This window comes from Serratia entomophila, assembly GCF_021462285.1.
GTDB lineage: Bacteria > Pseudomonadota > Gammaproteobacteria > Enterobacterales > Enterobacteriaceae > Serratia > Serratia entomophila.
Window position 1 is genome coordinate 1,309,013 of record NZ_CP082787.1, and the last position, 14,480, is coordinate 1,323,492.

At 61.2% G+C, this 14,480-nt stretch carries 16 protein-coding genes; 12 read left to right on the forward strand and 4 right to left on the reverse strand.

Annotated elements, in window-relative coordinates; translation table 11 throughout:
- Nucleotides 1-26 precede the first annotated feature (26 nt).
- From kdpA to KHA73_RS06435, 3 genes are read right to left on the reverse strand one after another with little or no spacing between them, the layout of a single operon-like run.
- On the reverse strand, nt 27-1,715 hold the full coding sequence (kdpA, locus tag KHA73_RS06425; RefSeq protein ID WP_234589791.1) for a potassium-transporting ATPase subunit KdpA: 1,689 nt from the start codon (nt 1,713-1,715) through the stop codon (nt 27-29).
- Entirely contained in the window at nt 1,715-1,804 is a 90-nt protein-coding gene (locus tag KHA73_RS06430) for a K(+)-transporting ATPase subunit F (protein ID WP_037398280.1), read from the reverse strand. The genes kdpA and KHA73_RS06430 overlap by 1 nt, the downstream gene beginning before the upstream one ends.
- Nucleotides 1,801-1,989: a hypothetical protein gene (locus tag KHA73_RS06435; RefSeq protein ID WP_234589792.1), complete on the reverse strand. Its 189-nt coding sequence runs from the start codon at nt 1,987-1,989 to the stop codon at nt 1,801-1,803. Before KHA73_RS06435 ends, KHA73_RS06430 begins: the two co-directional genes overlap by 4 nt.
- A gap of 271 nt (nt 1,990-2,260) precedes the next feature.
- Between KHA73_RS06435 and KHA73_RS06440 the strand changes: the two genes are divergently transcribed.
- The 12 genes from KHA73_RS06440 to nei all read left to right on the forward strand — a co-directional run bounded on the left by KHA73_RS06440 (nt 2,261) and on the right by nei (nt 12,547).
- The gene (locus tag KHA73_RS06440; protein WP_234589793.1) at nt 2,261-2,467 is read left to right on the forward strand and encodes a YbfA family protein; all 207 of its coding nucleotides are present in this window, start codon (nt 2,261-2,263) and stop codon (nt 2,465-2,467) included.
- 145 nt (nt 2,468-2,612) lie between these two features.
- Complete coding sequence (locus KHA73_RS06445; protein WP_234589794.1) at nt 2,613-3,566, forward strand: YbgA family protein; 954 nt, start codon at nt 2,613-2,615, stop codon at nt 3,564-3,566.
- A gap of 14 nt (nt 3,567-3,580) precedes the next feature.
- A complete protein-coding gene (phrB, locus tag KHA73_RS06450; protein WP_234589795.1) occupies nt 3,581-5,011 on the forward strand; it encodes a deoxyribodipyrimidine photo-lyase in 1,431 nt (476 codons plus the stop codon).
- 22 nt (nt 5,012-5,033) lie between these two features.
- Nucleotides 5,034-6,014, forward strand: a complete 981-nt coding sequence (locus KHA73_RS06455; RefSeq protein ID WP_234589796.1) for an MBL fold metallo-hydrolase — start codon at nt 5,034-5,036, stop codon at nt 6,012-6,014.
- Nucleotides 6,015-6,032: 18 nt separating this feature from the next.
- Nucleotides 6,033-6,776, forward strand: a complete 744-nt coding sequence (locus tag KHA73_RS06460) for a type 2 GTP cyclohydrolase I (protein WP_234589798.1) — start codon at nt 6,033-6,035, stop codon at nt 6,774-6,776.
- Between the two features lie 157 nt (nt 6,777-6,933).
- On the forward strand, nt 6,934-7,596 hold the full coding sequence (pxpB, locus tag KHA73_RS06465) for a 5-oxoprolinase subunit PxpB (protein WP_234589799.1): 663 nt from the start codon (nt 6,934-6,936) through the stop codon (nt 7,594-7,596).
- Entirely contained in the window at nt 7,590-8,522 is a 933-nt protein-coding gene (gene pxpC, locus KHA73_RS06470; RefSeq protein ID WP_234589801.1) for a 5-oxoprolinase subunit PxpC, read from the forward strand. Before pxpB ends, pxpC begins: the two co-directional genes overlap by 7 nt.
- Nucleotides 8,512-9,249: a 5-oxoprolinase subunit PxpA gene (gene pxpA, locus KHA73_RS06475; RefSeq protein ID WP_234589802.1), complete on the forward strand. Its 738-nt coding sequence runs from the start codon at nt 8,512-8,514 to the stop codon at nt 9,247-9,249. Before pxpC ends, pxpA begins: the two co-directional genes overlap by 11 nt.
- Before the next feature lie 51 nt (nt 9,250-9,300).
- Nucleotides 9,301-10,032: a DUF969 domain-containing protein gene (locus KHA73_RS06480; protein WP_234589803.1), complete on the forward strand. Its 732-nt coding sequence runs from the start codon at nt 9,301-9,303 to the stop codon at nt 10,030-10,032.
- Nucleotides 10,029-11,048 carry a DUF979 domain-containing protein gene (locus tag KHA73_RS06485; protein ID WP_234589804.1) on the forward strand — a complete coding sequence of 340 codons (1,020 nt, stop codon included), beginning with the start codon at nt 10,029-10,031 and terminating at the stop codon, nt 11,046-11,048. The genes KHA73_RS06480 and KHA73_RS06485 overlap by 4 nt, the downstream gene beginning before the upstream one ends.
- Nucleotides 11,049-11,056: 8 nt before the next feature.
- The gene (pcp, locus tag KHA73_RS06490) at nt 11,057-11,701 is read left to right on the forward strand and encodes a pyroglutamyl-peptidase I (protein WP_234589805.1); all 645 of its coding nucleotides are present in this window, start codon (nt 11,057-11,059) and stop codon (nt 11,699-11,701) included.
- Between the two features lie 54 nt (nt 11,702-11,755).
- Nucleotides 11,756-12,547 (forward strand): endonuclease VIII, encoded by a 792-nt coding sequence (gene nei, locus KHA73_RS06495; protein ID WP_234589806.1) that lies wholly within the window; start codon nt 11,756-11,758, stop codon nt 12,545-12,547.
- A gap of 61 nt (nt 12,548-12,608) precedes the next feature.
- On the opposite strand, the gene KHA73_RS06500 is transcribed toward nei, so the two are convergent.
- The gene (locus tag KHA73_RS06500; protein WP_234589807.1) at nt 12,609-13,901 is read right to left on the reverse strand and encodes a citrate synthase; all 1,293 of its coding nucleotides are present in this window, start codon (nt 13,899-13,901) and stop codon (nt 12,609-12,611) included.
- Nucleotides 13,902-14,480: the final 579 nt, after the last annotated feature.

Here is a 14,480-nt window from a genome sequence, read left to right on the forward strand (position 1 = left end):
TCTTTATTCTCTCTCTATGACGTCTGTTAGTTTGCCAGCCAGAGCTGCAGGTGCTCGGCCACCGGTCCCAGCGCCAGCGCCGGTACGAAGGTTAAAGCGCCCACCAACAGCACGGTGCCGATCAGCAGCCCGATAAACAGCGGCCCGTAGGTCGGCAGGGTGCCGTTGCCCGCCGGCTGGCGTTTTTTGGCGCTCAGCGAACCGGCGATCGCCAGCACCGGCAGGATCACCCCGAAGCGGCCGACGAACATGGCGAAGGCCAGCAGCAGGTTGTAGAACGGCGTATTGACGCTCAAACCGGCGAAGGCGCTGCCGTTGTTGTTGGCGGCGGAGGACAGGGCATACAGCACTTCGCTGAAGCCGTGCGCGCCCGGGTTGAGGATGCCGGCGCGGCCCGCGTCGGTGGCGATGGCCAGCGCACTGCCCAGCAGCACCAGCGTCGGCGTGACCAGAATGGCCAGCGCGGTCATCTTCATGTCGTAGACGTCGATCTTTTTACCCAGGTATTCCGGGGTGCGGCCGATCATCAGGCCGGCGATAAACACCGTCAGCAGCACGAACAGCAGCATGCCGTACAGGCCGGAACCCACGCCGCCGAACACCACCTCGCCGATCTGCATCAGCCACATCGGCACCATGCCGCCCAGCGCGGTGAAGGAGTCGTGCATCGCGTTGACCGCCCCGCAGGAGGCGGCGGTAGTGACCACCGAGAACAGGCTGGTAGCGAGGATGCCAAAGCGCGACTCCTTGCCTTCCATATTGATGTTGCTGTCGGCGCCCAGCGCGCTCAGATGCGGGTTGCCCGCCAGTTCGGCGTACATCACCACGATCACCGCCACCACGAAGATCAGCGCCATCGCCCAGATCAGCGCATGGCCCTGGCGGTTTTCACCGGCGAGCTGGCCAAAGGAGAAGCACAGCGCGCATGGGATCAGGAAGATCGCCAGCATCTGCACAAAGTTGGTCAGCACCGTCGGGTTCTCAAACGGGTGCGCCGAGTTGGCGCCAAAGAAGCCGCCGCCGTTGGTGCCGAGCATCTTGATCGCTTCCTGTGAGGCCACCGGCCCCATCGGCAAGGTTTGCTGCGCGCCTTCCAGCGTGGTGACGTGCAGATAAGGCAGGAAGTTTTGCAGCGTGCCCTGGCTGACGAAGAACAGCGCGATCAGCAAGGAGATCGGCAACAGCACGTACAGCGTCACGCGGAAGATATCGATCCAGGCGTTGCCGATGGTGGCGCTGGAGCGGCGGGTGAACGCACGCATCAGCGCAAAGGCCACGGCGATGCCGGTGGCGGCGGACAGGAAGTTTTGCACCGCCAGCCCGGCCATTTGGCTGAGGTAGCTGAGGGCGCTTTCGCCGCTGTAGGCCTGCCAGTTGGTGTTGGTGACGAAGCTGACCGCGGTGTTGAACGCCAGATCCCAGGACAGCCCCGGGAAGCCTTGCGGGTTGAGCGGCAGCGAGCCCTGCGCCATCAGCAGCGCAAACAGCAGCGCCAGCCCGAGCAGGTTGAACCACAGGATCGCCAGCGCATATTGCCACCAGTTCATCTCGGCGGTGTCATTGCCGCAGCAGCGCCACACGCCGGCTTCCAGGCGCCGCAGCGCCGGCAGCGGTTCGCCTTCGATCAGACGCGCCATAAAGCTGCCCAGCGGCCGCGCCAGCAGCAGAAGCACCAGCAGGAAACTGGCAATCAGTAAAAAGGCTGAAGCCGCCATCAGAAGTCCTCCGCATTGAACAGGGCATAAATCAGATAGCCCAACAGCAGCAGAACCAACAGCGCACCACCAATAACGCTGAAACTCACGGGACACCTCCAGAGGTGTTGTTTTTGATAGTGGCAGTGTAGGGAGGGCGGTAGAAAGAAGATGAAAAAATAGCGCGGGCGGGTGTAAAAAAAGTATAAAAATGGCTGAAATTACAGCAGAAAATGGCGTTTTTTCCCCAGGATAACCCTTTGGTGGCGCGTTTCAGCCCGGTGAATTTTTTCACCGATGCGCTATCCGGGCCGGCTAACGGTAAAAAGCGCGTAAATAACCACAATGTAACCAATGTTTAGTTAATAATTAACCTGGTTGTAACAAAATTACGCGTTGGCGAAAAAAAATGCGCTTTTTTGAGCAATTTAGTGGTCGGATGAGTAGTAAACTTTCAGCGATTGCGGTAAAATTTTGTCCAGTTACCAAATTTCTGATTGTTTATCGATACGCCAGCGCCGTTTCCCCTGACACATCAACGGCCGGGCGTTTTTAAGGAGGTTCGCATGTCTACATACCACGCTTATTCATTGCATCGGATTCTCCTGCGCCGCAGCGCAGTGATCCTGGCAGGCATTCTGGCGTTGCCGGTAATGCTGTTCCGCAGCGACCGGGCGCGTTTTTACAGCTATTTGCACCGCGTCTGGTCAAAAACCAGCGACAAGCCGGTCTGGCTGCAGCAGGCGGAACTGGTGCCCTGCGATTTCTACTGATCGCCAACGCCGTCCCCTGAAGAACCCTCGCCCCGCGGCGGGGGTTTTTTTATGCCTGCGCGCCGCGCGCAACGGGTGTTAAGGTCGTATTTCGTAAGTCTTTCTTCTACACTTTTATCCTCTTTCACTACAGCGGGAGAGCCCCATGAACGATAAAATCCCGATCGGCGTCAGCGCCTGCCTGCTCGGCGAGCCGGTGCGTTTTGACGGCGGGCATAAACGATTGGCCTTTGCGGTGGAACAGCTGGCGCCCTATGTGCGCTTTGAGGCCATCTGCCCGGAAATGGCGATTGGCCTGCCGGTGCCGCGCCCGGCGCTGCGGTTGGTGAAACAGCCGCAGCGGACGGCGATGCGCTACAGCAACGATCCCAATGTCGATGTGACCGATAAGATGCAGCAATTTGCCGAACGGCGAGTGGCGCAATTGCAGCAGCTGTGCGGCTACATCGTTTGCGCCAAATCCCCCAGCTGCGGCATGGAGCGGGTGCGGGTCTACGGCGAGAACGGCAAAGACTCGCGCAAAAGCGGCGTCGGGCTGTTTACCGCCGAACTGCGGCGCCAGATGCCCTGGCTGCCGGTGGAGGAGGATGGGCGGCTGAACGATGCGGCGCTGCGGGAAAACTTTGTCGAACGGGTGTATGCGCTGTACGAACTGAACATGCTGTGGCGCAAGGGGTTGACGCGCGGCGGGCTGATTGCCTTCCACAGCCGCTACAAGCTTTCGCTGCTGGCGCATTCACAGCCGGAGTACCGCGAGCTGGGGCGCTTTGTCGCCAACATCGATAAATGGGAATCGCTGGAAGCCTTTGCTGTCGAATACCGCAGCCGCCTGATGCAGCTGCTGACGCATAAGGCCACGCGCCGCAATCACACCAACGTATTGATGCACGTTCAGGGGTATTTCCGCCGCCAGCTCAGCGCCGCCCAGCGCCAGGAGCTGGCGCAGCTGATCGATCGCTATCGGCAGGGCATGCAGCCGCTGCTGGCGCCTATCGCGCTGCTGAAACACTACATGGCCGAATACCCGGACGGCTATCTGGCGGAGCAGCGCTATTTCGAACCCTATCCTGAGGCTTTGCGGCTGCGTTACGGCCATTGATCACGAGGAGTTTTATGACCACGCATCTGGTCTGGTTGCGTAACGATTTGCGTATCACCGACAACCGGGCGCTGCATGCCGCCTGCAGCGATCCCGCCGCCCGGGTGCTGGCGGTATTTATCGCCACCCCCCAGCAGTGGCGGCGGCACGAAATGGCGCCGCGTCAGGTGGCGTTGCTCCACGCCAGCCTGCGGGCGGTGCAGCAGGCGCTGGCGCAAAAGGGCGTTGCGCTGCATTGCCATTCCTGTGCGGACTTCGCCGCGTCGATCGACTGGCTGGCGGAATATTGCCGGCGGGAGCAGGTGGATGCGCTGTTTTACAATCGCCAGTACGAACTGAATGAACGGCGGCGCGATGCGCAGTTGGAGCAGCGGTTGAGCGGCCGGGTGATGTGCCGCAGTTTCGATGACAGCCTGCTGTTGCCGCCGGGCGGCGTGCAAACCGGCGGCGGCGAGATGTATAAGGTTTATACGCCGTTTCGCAACGCCTTTATTCAGCGCCTGGCCGAGTTCGACGTAAGCTGCCTGCCGGCGCCGCAAATCCGTGCCGGAGGCGCGTTGCCTGTGCCTGAGGCGCCGGCGGCGTTCGATTATCCCGCGGCGGACATCGGGGATGACTATCCCGCAGGCGAAGAGGCCGCGCTGCAGCGGCTGCGGGCGTTTAGCCGCGAGCGGGTACAGGATTATCTTCGGCAGCGCGACCTGCCGGCGATTGCCGGCACCAGCGGCCTGTCCCCCTATCTGGCGATTGGCGTGCTGTCGCCGCGCCAGTGTTTCAACCGGCTGCGCGCCGAGCATCCGTCGGTGCTGGAAGCGCCAGAAAGCGGCGCCTTCGGTTGGCTCAACGAGCTTATCTGGCGCGAGTTCTATCGACATTTGCTGGTGGCCTATCCCGCATTATGCAAGCACCGCCCCTTTATTGCCTGGACGGATAAGGTACGCTGGCGTAACGATCCGTCGCTGCTTCAGGCCTGGCAGCGTGGGGAAACGGGTTATCCCATCGTCGACGCCGCTATGCGCCAGTTGAACGAAACCGGCTGGATGCACAACAGGTTGCGTATGATAAGCGCCAGTTTTTTAGTGAAGGATCTGCTGATCGACTGGCGCGCCGGCGAACGTTACTTTATGTCGCAACTGCTCGACGGCGATCTGGCGGCCAATAACGGCGGCTGGCAGTGGGCGGCCTCCACCGGCACCGACGCCGCGCCCTATTTCCGCATCTTCAACCCGACCACTCAGGGCGAACGTTTTGATCCGCAAGGCACTTTTATCCGTAAATGGTTGCCTGAACTGGCGGACGTGCCGGACAATGACATCCATCACCCCCACCGCTGGGCGGAGAAACAGCGGCGGACGTTGAACTATCCGCTGCCGGTGGTCGATCATCGGCAGGCCCGTCTGGAGACGCTGGCGGCTTTCGAAGCGGCGAAAAGAGGGGGATCTTGAGGCAACTGCAAGGAGCGACGCAATGATGAAAAAGGTGTTGGCCCTGTGTCTGAGCGGCTACTCCGCGCTGGCGATGGCCGGCTTTGAGGTGGTGGCGCTGGGCGTGGAAGGCGGCGTGAGCGACGGCAACCTGACGTCCTACCTGATCCGCGGCGACACTCAGCCGCAGTACGTGGCGCTGGACGCCGGTTCGGTGTTGCCGGGCATCGCCAAAGGGCTGCAAAAAGGCAGCTTCCCGCAGGTCACCCCCGAGTTGGCCGCGCCTTACACGCCGCAGGGCTACGTGTTCCGGCAGCTGATCGGCGGCTACTTCATCAGCCATGGGCATTTGGACCACGTGGCGGGGCTGATCCTCGGCTCGCCGCAGGACGCCAAAAAAACCGTTTACGCTCAGGCGGACACCGTGCTGACCCTGCGCAATCATTACTTTAACTGGAAGGCCTGGCCGAACTTTACCGACGCCGGCAACGGCTCGCGGCTGGGCACTTATCGGCTGCAGACGGTGCGGCCGCTGCAGCGCTTTACCCTTGGCCTTACCGGGCTGAGCGGCGTGATGTATCCGCTTAGCCACGATCGCTATCCTTCGTCGATGCTGCTGTTGTCCGACAGCAGCGGCTCCTTCGCCTATTTCGGCGATACCGGGCCGGACGCGGTGGAGCAGTCGCGCGATCTCGACGCCGCCTGGCGTGCGCTGGGCCCGCTGATCGAGCAGAAAAAGCTCAAGGGCATGATCGTTGAGACCTCTTACCCCAACGGGGTAGAGGATAAACACCTGTACGGCCACCTGACCCCGGCCTGGCTGCTGAAAGAGCTGAAAAACCTGACGCAATACAGCGGCGGCGAAGGATCGCTGAAAGATTTCCCGGTGGTGATCAGCCACATCAAGCCCAGCCTGAAGCAGGGCGAAGACGTGCGCGCCGCCATCAAACAGCAGCTGGAGCAAGGCAACGATCTGGGCGTTAAATTTATCCTGATGGAGCAGGGCGACCGACAGACATTTTGAATATGAAGAGAGAAGACTATGCGTAACCTCGATCTGGAAAATTTGATCAACAGCGAGCTGAATACTTCGGCGTTTCAGGACTATGCGCCCAACGGGCTGCAGGTGGAAGGGCGCCCGCACGTGCAGCGCATCGTCACCGGCGTCACCGCCTGCCAGGCGCTGCTGGACGCGGCGGTGGAGCAACAGGCCGATGCCATCATCGTGCATCACGGCTACTTCTGGAAAAACGAAGCGCCGGCGGTGCGCGGCATGAAGCGCAACCGGCTGAAAACGCTGCTGACCAACGACATCAACCTGTACGGCTATCATCTGCCGCTGGATGCGCATCCGGTGCTGGGCAACAATGCGCAGTTGGCGCAGGCGCTCGGCATTCGGGTGATTGGCGAGGTGGAACCGCTGGTGCCGCACGGTGAATTCGAGCAGCCGCTGAGCGGCGAGGAACTGCAGCGGCGCATCGAGCAGCGCCTGGGGCGCAGCGTACTGCACTGCGGCGACAACGCGCCGGCGCATATTCGCCGTGTGGCCTGGTGCACCGGTGGCGGCCAGGGCTTTATCGACAGCGCCGCGCGTTTCGGCGTTGACGCTTTTATCAGCGGCGAAGTGTCGGAGCAGACCATCCACAGCGCGCGCGAGATGGGCGTGCACTTCTTCGCCGCCGGTCACCATGCCACCGAACGCGGCGGCGTGAAGGCGCTGGGCGAATGGCTGGCGCAGCAGCACGGTTTTGACGTGACCTTTATCGATATCCCGAACCCCGCCTGATTTTTCTCTTCAGGATCCGGCTCGGCCTGCGCGCCGGCTGGATCCTTTTAGCGCCTTAATTCCTTATTTTTTCAATGGTTGCGTTCTATTGACAGCCGGAGCTGCGTCACGCATAACTGGTGTGTTTTTCATCGCGATAATAATAAGGAGAATCAGGGTGCAACGACAACGGGCACGATGTTACCTGTTAGGTGAAAGAGCGGTAGTGCTTGAGCTGTCGCCGCCGGTGACGCTGCCGAGCCAGCAGCGCATTTGGGCGTTGGCGGAAAAACTGAATCATCATCCCGACGTGCTGGAGGTGGTGCCGGGCATGAACAACCTGACGCTGCTGCTGCATACGCCGCAGGCCGATGCCGAAGCGATGCTGGGCCTGCTGCAGCAAGGCTGGGACAGCAGGGAAAGCCTGGTGCCGGAATCGCGCCAGGTGGACATTCCGGTTATCTACGGCGGGGAACAGGGCCCCGATCTGGATGAGGTGGCGCGTCATACCGGCCTGACGCCGCGGCAGGTGGTTGAATGCCACGCCTCGGCGGATTACGTGGTCTATTTTCTCGGCTTCCAGCCGGGCTTCTCTTATATGGGCGGCATGCCGGAAAAACTGGCCACGCCGCGCCGCGCCGAACCGCGCCTGGCGGTGGCGGCGGGCTCCGTCGGCATCGGCGGCGGCCAGACCGGCATCTACCCGCTGGTCACGCCCGGCGGCTGGCAACTGATCGGCCGCACGCCGCTGGCGCTGTTCAATCCGCATGAAATGCCGCCGACGCTGCTGCGCCCGGGCGATCGCGTGCGCTTCGTGCCGCAGAAGGAGGGCGTATGCTGAATATTCTGCGCGCAGGCATCTATACCACGGTGCAGGATCTGGGCCGTGACGGCTTTCGGCGTTTGGGCGTCAGCACGGGCGGCGCGCTGGATGCGCCGGCGCTGAAGATAGCCAACCTGCTGGTGGGCAATGCGCCGGGCGCCGCCGGGCTGGAAGTGACCCTCGGCCAGTTCGGTGCCGAATTCACCCGCAGCGGCTGGGTAGCCCTGACCGGCGCCGGCTGCGATGCCAAACTGGACGGCAAGCCGCTGTGGACTGGCTGGCGTTATCCGGTCAGGGCCGGCCAACAGCTGACGTTAAGCATGCCCAGACGCGGCATGCGCAGCTATCTGGCGATCTCCGGCGGCATTGACGTGCCGGAAATGCTGGGATCGCGCAGTACCGATATGAAAGCTGCCTTCGGCGGGTGGGAAGGGCGCAACCTGAAAGACGGCGACCGTCTGCCATTGGGCAAGGAAGGGGCGCTGCCGCGCCACAGCTGCGGGGTGAAACAGCTGTTGTTCAATAACCGCATCCGCGCGTTGCCGGGGCCGGAATATGCCGAGTTCAGCGCGGAGGCGCAGGAAACCTTCTGGCGCGCCGCCTGGCAGCTCAGCCCGCAAAGCAACCGCATGGGATACCGGCTGCATGGCGGCAGCCCGCTGGCGCGCACCACCGAACGTGAAATGCTGTCGCACGGCCTGATGCCGGGGGTGGTGCAGGTACCGCATAACGGCCAGCCGATCGTGCTGATGGCCGACGCGCAAACCACCGGCGGTTATCCGCGCATTGCCTGCGTGATCGAAGCCGATCTTTACCATTTGGCGCAAATTCGCCTGGGTGAGCCGATTCACTTCGTCCGCTGTTCGCTGGCTGAGGCGCGGCGCGCCAAGGCCGAGCAGGATCTCTTTATTCAACAGATTGCCAGGGGGTTAGATGATCGTTGATTTAAACGCCGATCTCGGCGAAGGCTGCGCCAACGACGAAGCGCTGCTGCAACTGGTCAGTTCCGCCAATATCGCCTGCGGATTCCACGCCGGCGACGCGCAAACCATGCGCCAGTCGGTGCGTTGGGCGTTGCAGTACGGCGTGGCGATCGGCGCGCACCCAAGCTTCCCCGATCGGGAAAACTTTGGCCGCACCCGCATGCAGTTGCCGCCGGAAACGGTCTATGCCCAGGTGGTGTATCAGCTGGGCGCGCTGGCGGCGATCGCCCGCGCTGAGGGAGGCGTTATGGTGCACGTGAAACCGCACGGCATGCTGTACAACCAGGCGGCGGTCGAACCGGCGCTGGCGGAGGCGATCGCTAAAGCGGTGAAAGCGGTCGATCCGGCGTTGCGGCTGGTGGGGTTGGCCGGCAGCGAACTGATCCGCGCCGCACAGCGGCAGGGGCTGGCGACGCGGCAGGAGGTGTTCGCCGATCGCGGCTATCAGGCGGACGGCACGCTGGTGCCGCGCGGCCTGCCGGGCGCGCTGATCGAAGACGACGAACAGGCGCTGGCGCAAACGTTGGAAATGGTGCGCCACCATCGGGTGCGCACGCTGGATGGCACCTGGGCGGCGGTGCGGGCGGAAACCGTCTGCCTGCACGGCGATGGGCAACATGCGCTGGAATATGCGCGCAAGCTGCGGGACAGCTTCGTTCAGCAGGGGATCCGCGTCAGCGCCGAGTAACGCAACGCACAACATCACAATAAAACTATTAGAAATTATCGAGGGCATACTATGGAACAGGCCGTTAATCTCTGGCCACTGATCGGCATCGCCGCCATCGTGCTGGGGTTCGTCTTACGCTTCAATCCGGTGTTGGTGGTGATTGCCGCCGGCATCATTACCGGGCTGGCGGCGCTGATGCCGCTGGATGTGATCCTGGAAAAGCTCGGCGAGGGCTTTCTCAATACCCGCAACCTGCCGCTGATCCTGTTGCTGCCGCTGGCGGTGATCGGCCTGCTGGAGCGCCACGGGCTGAAAGAGCGCGCGCAGGCGTGGATCGCCAAGATCAAAAGCGCCACCGCCGGGCGTTTGCTGATCGTCTACCTGTTCGTGCGTGAGATTACCGCCGCCATGGGGCTGACCAGCCTGGGCGGCCACCCGCAGATGGTGCGGCCGTTGCTGGCGCCGATGGCGGAAGGGGCGACCGAAAACCGTTACGGCGAGCTGCCGGAGCGCACCCGGCATCGCCTGCGCGCCATGTCGGCCGCCACCGACAACGTCGGGCTGTTCTTCGGTGAGGATATTTTCGTGGCCTTCGGCGCGATTATCTTCATGCACAACTTTATGCTGGAGTCGGGCGGCATTCAGACCGAGCCGCTGCACATCGCGCTGTGGGGTATCCCAACCGCTATCTTCGCCTTCCTGATCCACGCCTTCCGGCTTTACCGCATGGATAAACAGCTCATCGCCGAACTGGCGCAGCTGAACCAGGCGGCGCTGCAGGCGAAGGGGGATGCGCGATGAATTTCCAACAACAATATCTCTACTGGCTGGCCGGCGTGGTGCTGCTCATTGTGGCGGCGATGTCGTTTCGCGATCGCGCCAACCCGCGCCGTATCACCACCGGCCTGTTCTGGGCGCTGTACGGCCTGGTATTCCTGGTTGGCGACTGGACCTATAGCCTGCTGGGCGACGTCTTGGGCGAGGGCAGCAACGAGAAACGCATGTTGCATATCATCGTCGGCGTGGTGGTGGTGGTCATGGCCCTGATCGCCGGTTTCGGCGGCGTGCGGCTGGGCAGCTATCATCAGCGTACGCCGCAGGAGCGCGAGGCCAGCGCCAAACGCCTGGGCAACCGGCTGTTCGTGCCGGCGCTGGCGATCCCGGTAGTGACGGTGGTCGGCGTGCTGCTGTTCAACAATATCCCGGCGCTGCAGAATGCGGTGTTCGGCAGCGGCAACCACGCCACGCTGATTACCCTGTTCTCGATGGCCCTGGGGGTGGTGCTTGGCGGTATTATTGCGGTGCGAATGACGCGTGAAACCCTTTCGCAGCCCATCCAGGAAACGCGCCGCCTGCTGGATTCGATCGGCTGGGCGTTTATTCTGCCGCAGATCCTCGCCACGCTGGGGCTGCTGTTCACCGCCGCCGGCGTCGGCACGGCGATTTCCCATCTGACTCAGGAATACCTGGCGGTCGACAACCGCTTTATCGCCGTGGCGGTTTACGCCATCGGCATGGCGCTGCTGACCATGGTGATGGGCAACGCCTTTGCCGCTTTTCCTATCGTCACCGCCGGTATCGGCATCCCGATCCTGGTGCTGCAGCACGGCGGCAACCCGGCGGTGATGGCGGCGATCGGCATGTTCTCCGGCTATTGCGGCACGCTGATGACGCCAATGGCTGCTAACTTTAATATTGTGCCGGCGGCGTTGCTGGAGCTGCCGGACAAGAATGCGGTGATCAAGGCGCAGGTGCCGACTGGCGTGCTGCTGCTGTTGGTGAACGTATTCCTGTTGTATTTCCTGATGTTCCTGTAGGAGAGCTGATGCAAAAGGTATTGATTACGGGCTTTGAGCCCTTCGGCGGCGAACGCGTCAATCCCTCCTGGGAAGTGGTGAAGCAGCTGAACGATATGGAGCTGGTCGGCACGCGAGTGGTGGCGCGCCAGCTGCCGTGCGTATTTGGCGCGGCGCTGGAGGCGCTGAATACGGTGCTCGACGAGGTGCAGCCGGTGATGGTGCTGGCGATTGGCCAGGCCGGCGGGCGAACCGACATCACGCTGGAGCGGGTGGCGATCAACGTCGACGATGCGCGAATTCCCGATAACCAGGGCCGGCAACCGATTGACGAGCCGATCGTCGCCGACGGCCCGGCGGCCTATTTCAGCACCCTGCCGATCAAAGCGATGGTCAGCTCGATGCGCGAGGCCGGCATTCCGGCTTCCGTTTCACAAACCGCCGGCACCTACGTGTGTAATCACGTGATGTATGGCCTGTTGCACCGCCTGCGCGACCAGCAGGAAATCAAGGGCGGGTTCATTCATATCCCTTATCTGCCGGAGCAGGCGGCGGCGCACCCCGGCGCGCCGAGCATGGCTGCACCGACGGTGCTGTTCGCCCTTGAGCTGGCGATATCCATTGCGCTGCAGGTGGAGCACGATTTGAAAGTGGTTGGCGGCGCGACGCACTAACCGGTTATTCCCCGGCGCAGGCTGCTGCGCCGGGTCTGATGCAAGGAGTTGTCTATGCCGGAAGGCCCAGAGATCCGCCGGGCGGCGGATAAGCTGGCGGCGGCGGTGATCGGCCGGCCGCTGACCGAGGTCGATTTCGCCTTTCCCCAGTTAAAGCACTATCGTCAGCATCTGATCGGCGAACGCATCCTGGCGATTGAGCCGCGCGGCAAGGCGCTGCTGACCCATTTTTCCAACGGGTTGACGATGTACAGCCATAACCAACTGTATGGCGTCTGGAAGGTGGTGAAGGCCGGAGAGAGGCCGGATACCAAGCGTGACCTGCGGGTACGGCTGGAAACCGCCGACAGCGCAATTTTGCTCTACAGCGCCTCGGACATTACCCTGGGGCCGCGGGAAGAAATTGAACAGCACCCGTTTTTAAAACGCATTGGCCCCGACGTGCTGGATATGTCTTTAACCGCGGAGGCGGTGGCGCAGCGTTTGCTGTCGCCGCGTTTCTGCAAACGGCAGTTGGGCGGCATGCTGCTCGATCAGGCGTTTCTCGCCGGGTTAGGCAACTATCTGCGGGCGGAAATTCTCTGGCAGGCGGCGTTGGCGCCGCAGCATAAGCCGCAGGATCTGGCGCCGGCGGCGTTGCAGCGCCTGGCGGAGGCGCTGCTGGCGGTTCCGCGTTTATCCTATCAAACCCGCGGCCAGGTGAATGAAAACCGCCATCACGGCGCGCTGTTCAGCTTCAAGGTGTTTCACCGCAGCGGCGAACCCTGTGAGCGCTGCGGCGCGATGATTGCGCGCGGTGAGCTCTCTTCGCGGCCGTTTTACTGGTGCCCCGGTTGCCAGAAATAACCCAAAAAAAACGCCGCCCAATCGGGCGGCGCTGTGCTGCTTTATGTAGGGTAAAGCGGCGTTATTTGTTTTTCAGCTGGGACTTGAAGTCACGCTCGGCATAGCCGGTGTACAGCTGACGCGGACGGGCAATCTTGATGCCTTCGTCGTGCATTTCGTTCCAGTGCGCGATCCAGCCGATGGTGCGGGCGATAGCGAAGATCACGGTGAACATGGAAGAAGGAATGCCCATCGCCTTCAGGATGATGCCTGAGTAGAAGTCGACGTTCGGGTACAGTTTCTTCTCGATGAAGTACGGGTCGTTCAGCGCGATGTGTTCCAGCTCCATCGCCACCTGCAGCAGGTTGTCGTCCTTCTTGTTCAGCTCTTTCAGCACTTCGTGGCAGGTTTCGCGCATCACGGTGGCACGCGGATCGTAGTTCTTGTACACGCGGTGGCCGAAGCCCATCAGACGGAACGAATCATTCTTGTCTTTGGCGCGTTTGATGAATTCCGGGATGTGATCGACGGTCTTGATCTCTTCCAGCATTTTCAGCGCCGCTTCGTTGGCGCCGCCGTGCGCCGGTCCCCACAGGGAAGCGATACCGGCCGCGATGCAGGCGAACGGGTTGGCGCCGGAGGAGCCTGCGGTACGCACGGTAGAGGTGGAGGCGTTCTGCTCGTGGTCAGCGTGCAGGATCAGGATGCGATCCATGGCGCGTTCCAGCACCGGGTTCACCACGTACTCTTCGCACGGGGTGGCGAACATCATGTGCAGGAAGTTGCCGGCGTAGGACAGATCGTTGCGTGGGTAAACGAACGGCTGGCCCAGGGAATATTTGTAACACATCGCCGCCACGGTCGGCATTTTGGACAGCAGGCGGAATGCGGTGATCTCGCGGTGACGCTCGTTGTTGACGTCCAGCGCGTCGTGATAGAACGCCGCCAGCGCGCCGGTCACGCCGCACAGCACCGCCATCGGGTGCGAATCGCGGCGGAAGCCACGGAACAGATGGGTGATCTGGTCGTGGATCATGGTGTGGCGCGTAACGGTGGTTTTAAAGGTTTCGAACTCTTCGGCGGTCGGAGTCTCGCCGTACAGCAGGATGTAGCACACTTCCAGATAGGAAGATTCTTTCGCCAACTGCTCGATCGGGAAGCCGCGGTGCAGCAGTACGCCCTTGTCGCCGTCGATGAAGGTGATTTTGGATTCGCAGGAAGCGGTAGAGGTAAAGCCGGGATCAAATGTGAAATAACCTTTGGAGCCCAGGGCGCGGACATCGAGGACATCGGGGCCCAGTGTCGGGGTTAATACGCCCAGTTCGATCGGAGCTTCGCCATCATTAATGGTTAGCGTCGCTTTCTTATCAGTCATTTACTGTCTCCTTAGCGCCTTATTTTAAAAACCTCTAACAACTGAAATACCTTAAATCTCCGCAGGTTGTCCGCAAAAAAATGGAGCGGACGCTAACTCTGTGAGCGACTGCGCAATTGTGCGCGGGTAGGGTACAGAGTGCTGACCAGGCGAACGAGACGGGTGACCAGTTGTTAACGATTCATTGTCATTCGTTATATTCTGTTAATCTTACCTATGAGCTGTTCGAGGGTTATGTGAACCCATCCCAATTAACTGTTTTATAAGCCTTATTTGCTTTTGTTGCGGCAAAGACGGGCGGGCGGCAACGGCTATTGGGATAGGTTCGCCAAATACACTGTTGCACAACTGGAACATGGGGGGAAGTGTATCTGTTGACCTATAGCGCGTCATAGGACCCTTTGTGCCCCTATATGTAATGGAAATGTTGATCTCTTGTCAAATCAGATAATTAATTTTGCACTAATTGTGAAATTCGTGATCTAAATCACTGTTCGGGGGAAATGTTACCAAAGGGATTGTATGGGAATTGTAATCAGAATGTGATCCTCCTATACTGCCGCCAGGTCTCCGGATTAC

Bases quoted from the DNA above. Each gene is read 5' to 3' on its own strand.
- kdpA (WP_234589791.1), bottom strand. From the start codon at position 1,715: ATGGCGGCTTCAGCCTTTTTACTGATTGCCAGTTTCCTGCTGGTGCTT.
- KHA73_RS06440 (WP_234589793.1), top strand. From the start codon at position 2,261: ATGTCTACATACCACGCTTATTCATTGCATCGGATTCTCCTGCGCCGC.
- KHA73_RS06445 (WP_234589794.1), top strand. From the start codon at position 2,613: ATGAACGATAAAATCCCGATCGGCGTCAGCGCCTGCCTGCTCGGCGAG.
- phrB (WP_234589795.1), top strand. From the start codon at position 3,581: ATGACCACGCATCTGGTCTGGTTGCGTAACGATTTGCGTATCACCGAC.
- KHA73_RS06455 (WP_234589796.1), top strand. From the start codon at position 5,034: ATGATGAAAAAGGTGTTGGCCCTGTGTCTGAGCGGCTACTCCGCGCTG.
- KHA73_RS06460 (WP_234589798.1), top strand. From the start codon at position 6,033: ATGCGTAACCTCGATCTGGAAAATTTGATCAACAGCGAGCTGAATACT.
- pxpC (WP_234589801.1), top strand. From the start codon at position 7,590: ATGCTGAATATTCTGCGCGCAGGCATCTATACCACGGTGCAGGATCTG.
- pxpA (WP_234589802.1), top strand. From the start codon at position 8,512: ATGATCGTTGATTTAAACGCCGATCTCGGCGAAGGCTGCGCCAACGAC.
- KHA73_RS06480 (WP_234589803.1), top strand. From the start codon at position 9,301: ATGGAACAGGCCGTTAATCTCTGGCCACTGATCGGCATCGCCGCCATC.
- KHA73_RS06485 (WP_234589804.1), top strand. From the start codon at position 10,029: ATGAATTTCCAACAACAATATCTCTACTGGCTGGCCGGCGTGGTGCTG.
- pcp (WP_234589805.1), top strand. From the start codon at position 11,057: ATGCAAAAGGTATTGATTACGGGCTTTGAGCCCTTCGGCGGCGAACGC.
- nei (WP_234589806.1), top strand. From the start codon at position 11,756: ATGCCGGAAGGCCCAGAGATCCGCCGGGCGGCGGATAAGCTGGCGGCG.
- KHA73_RS06500 (WP_234589807.1), bottom strand. From the start codon at position 13,901: ATGACTGATAAGAAAGCGACGCTAACCATTAATGATGGCGAAGCTCCG.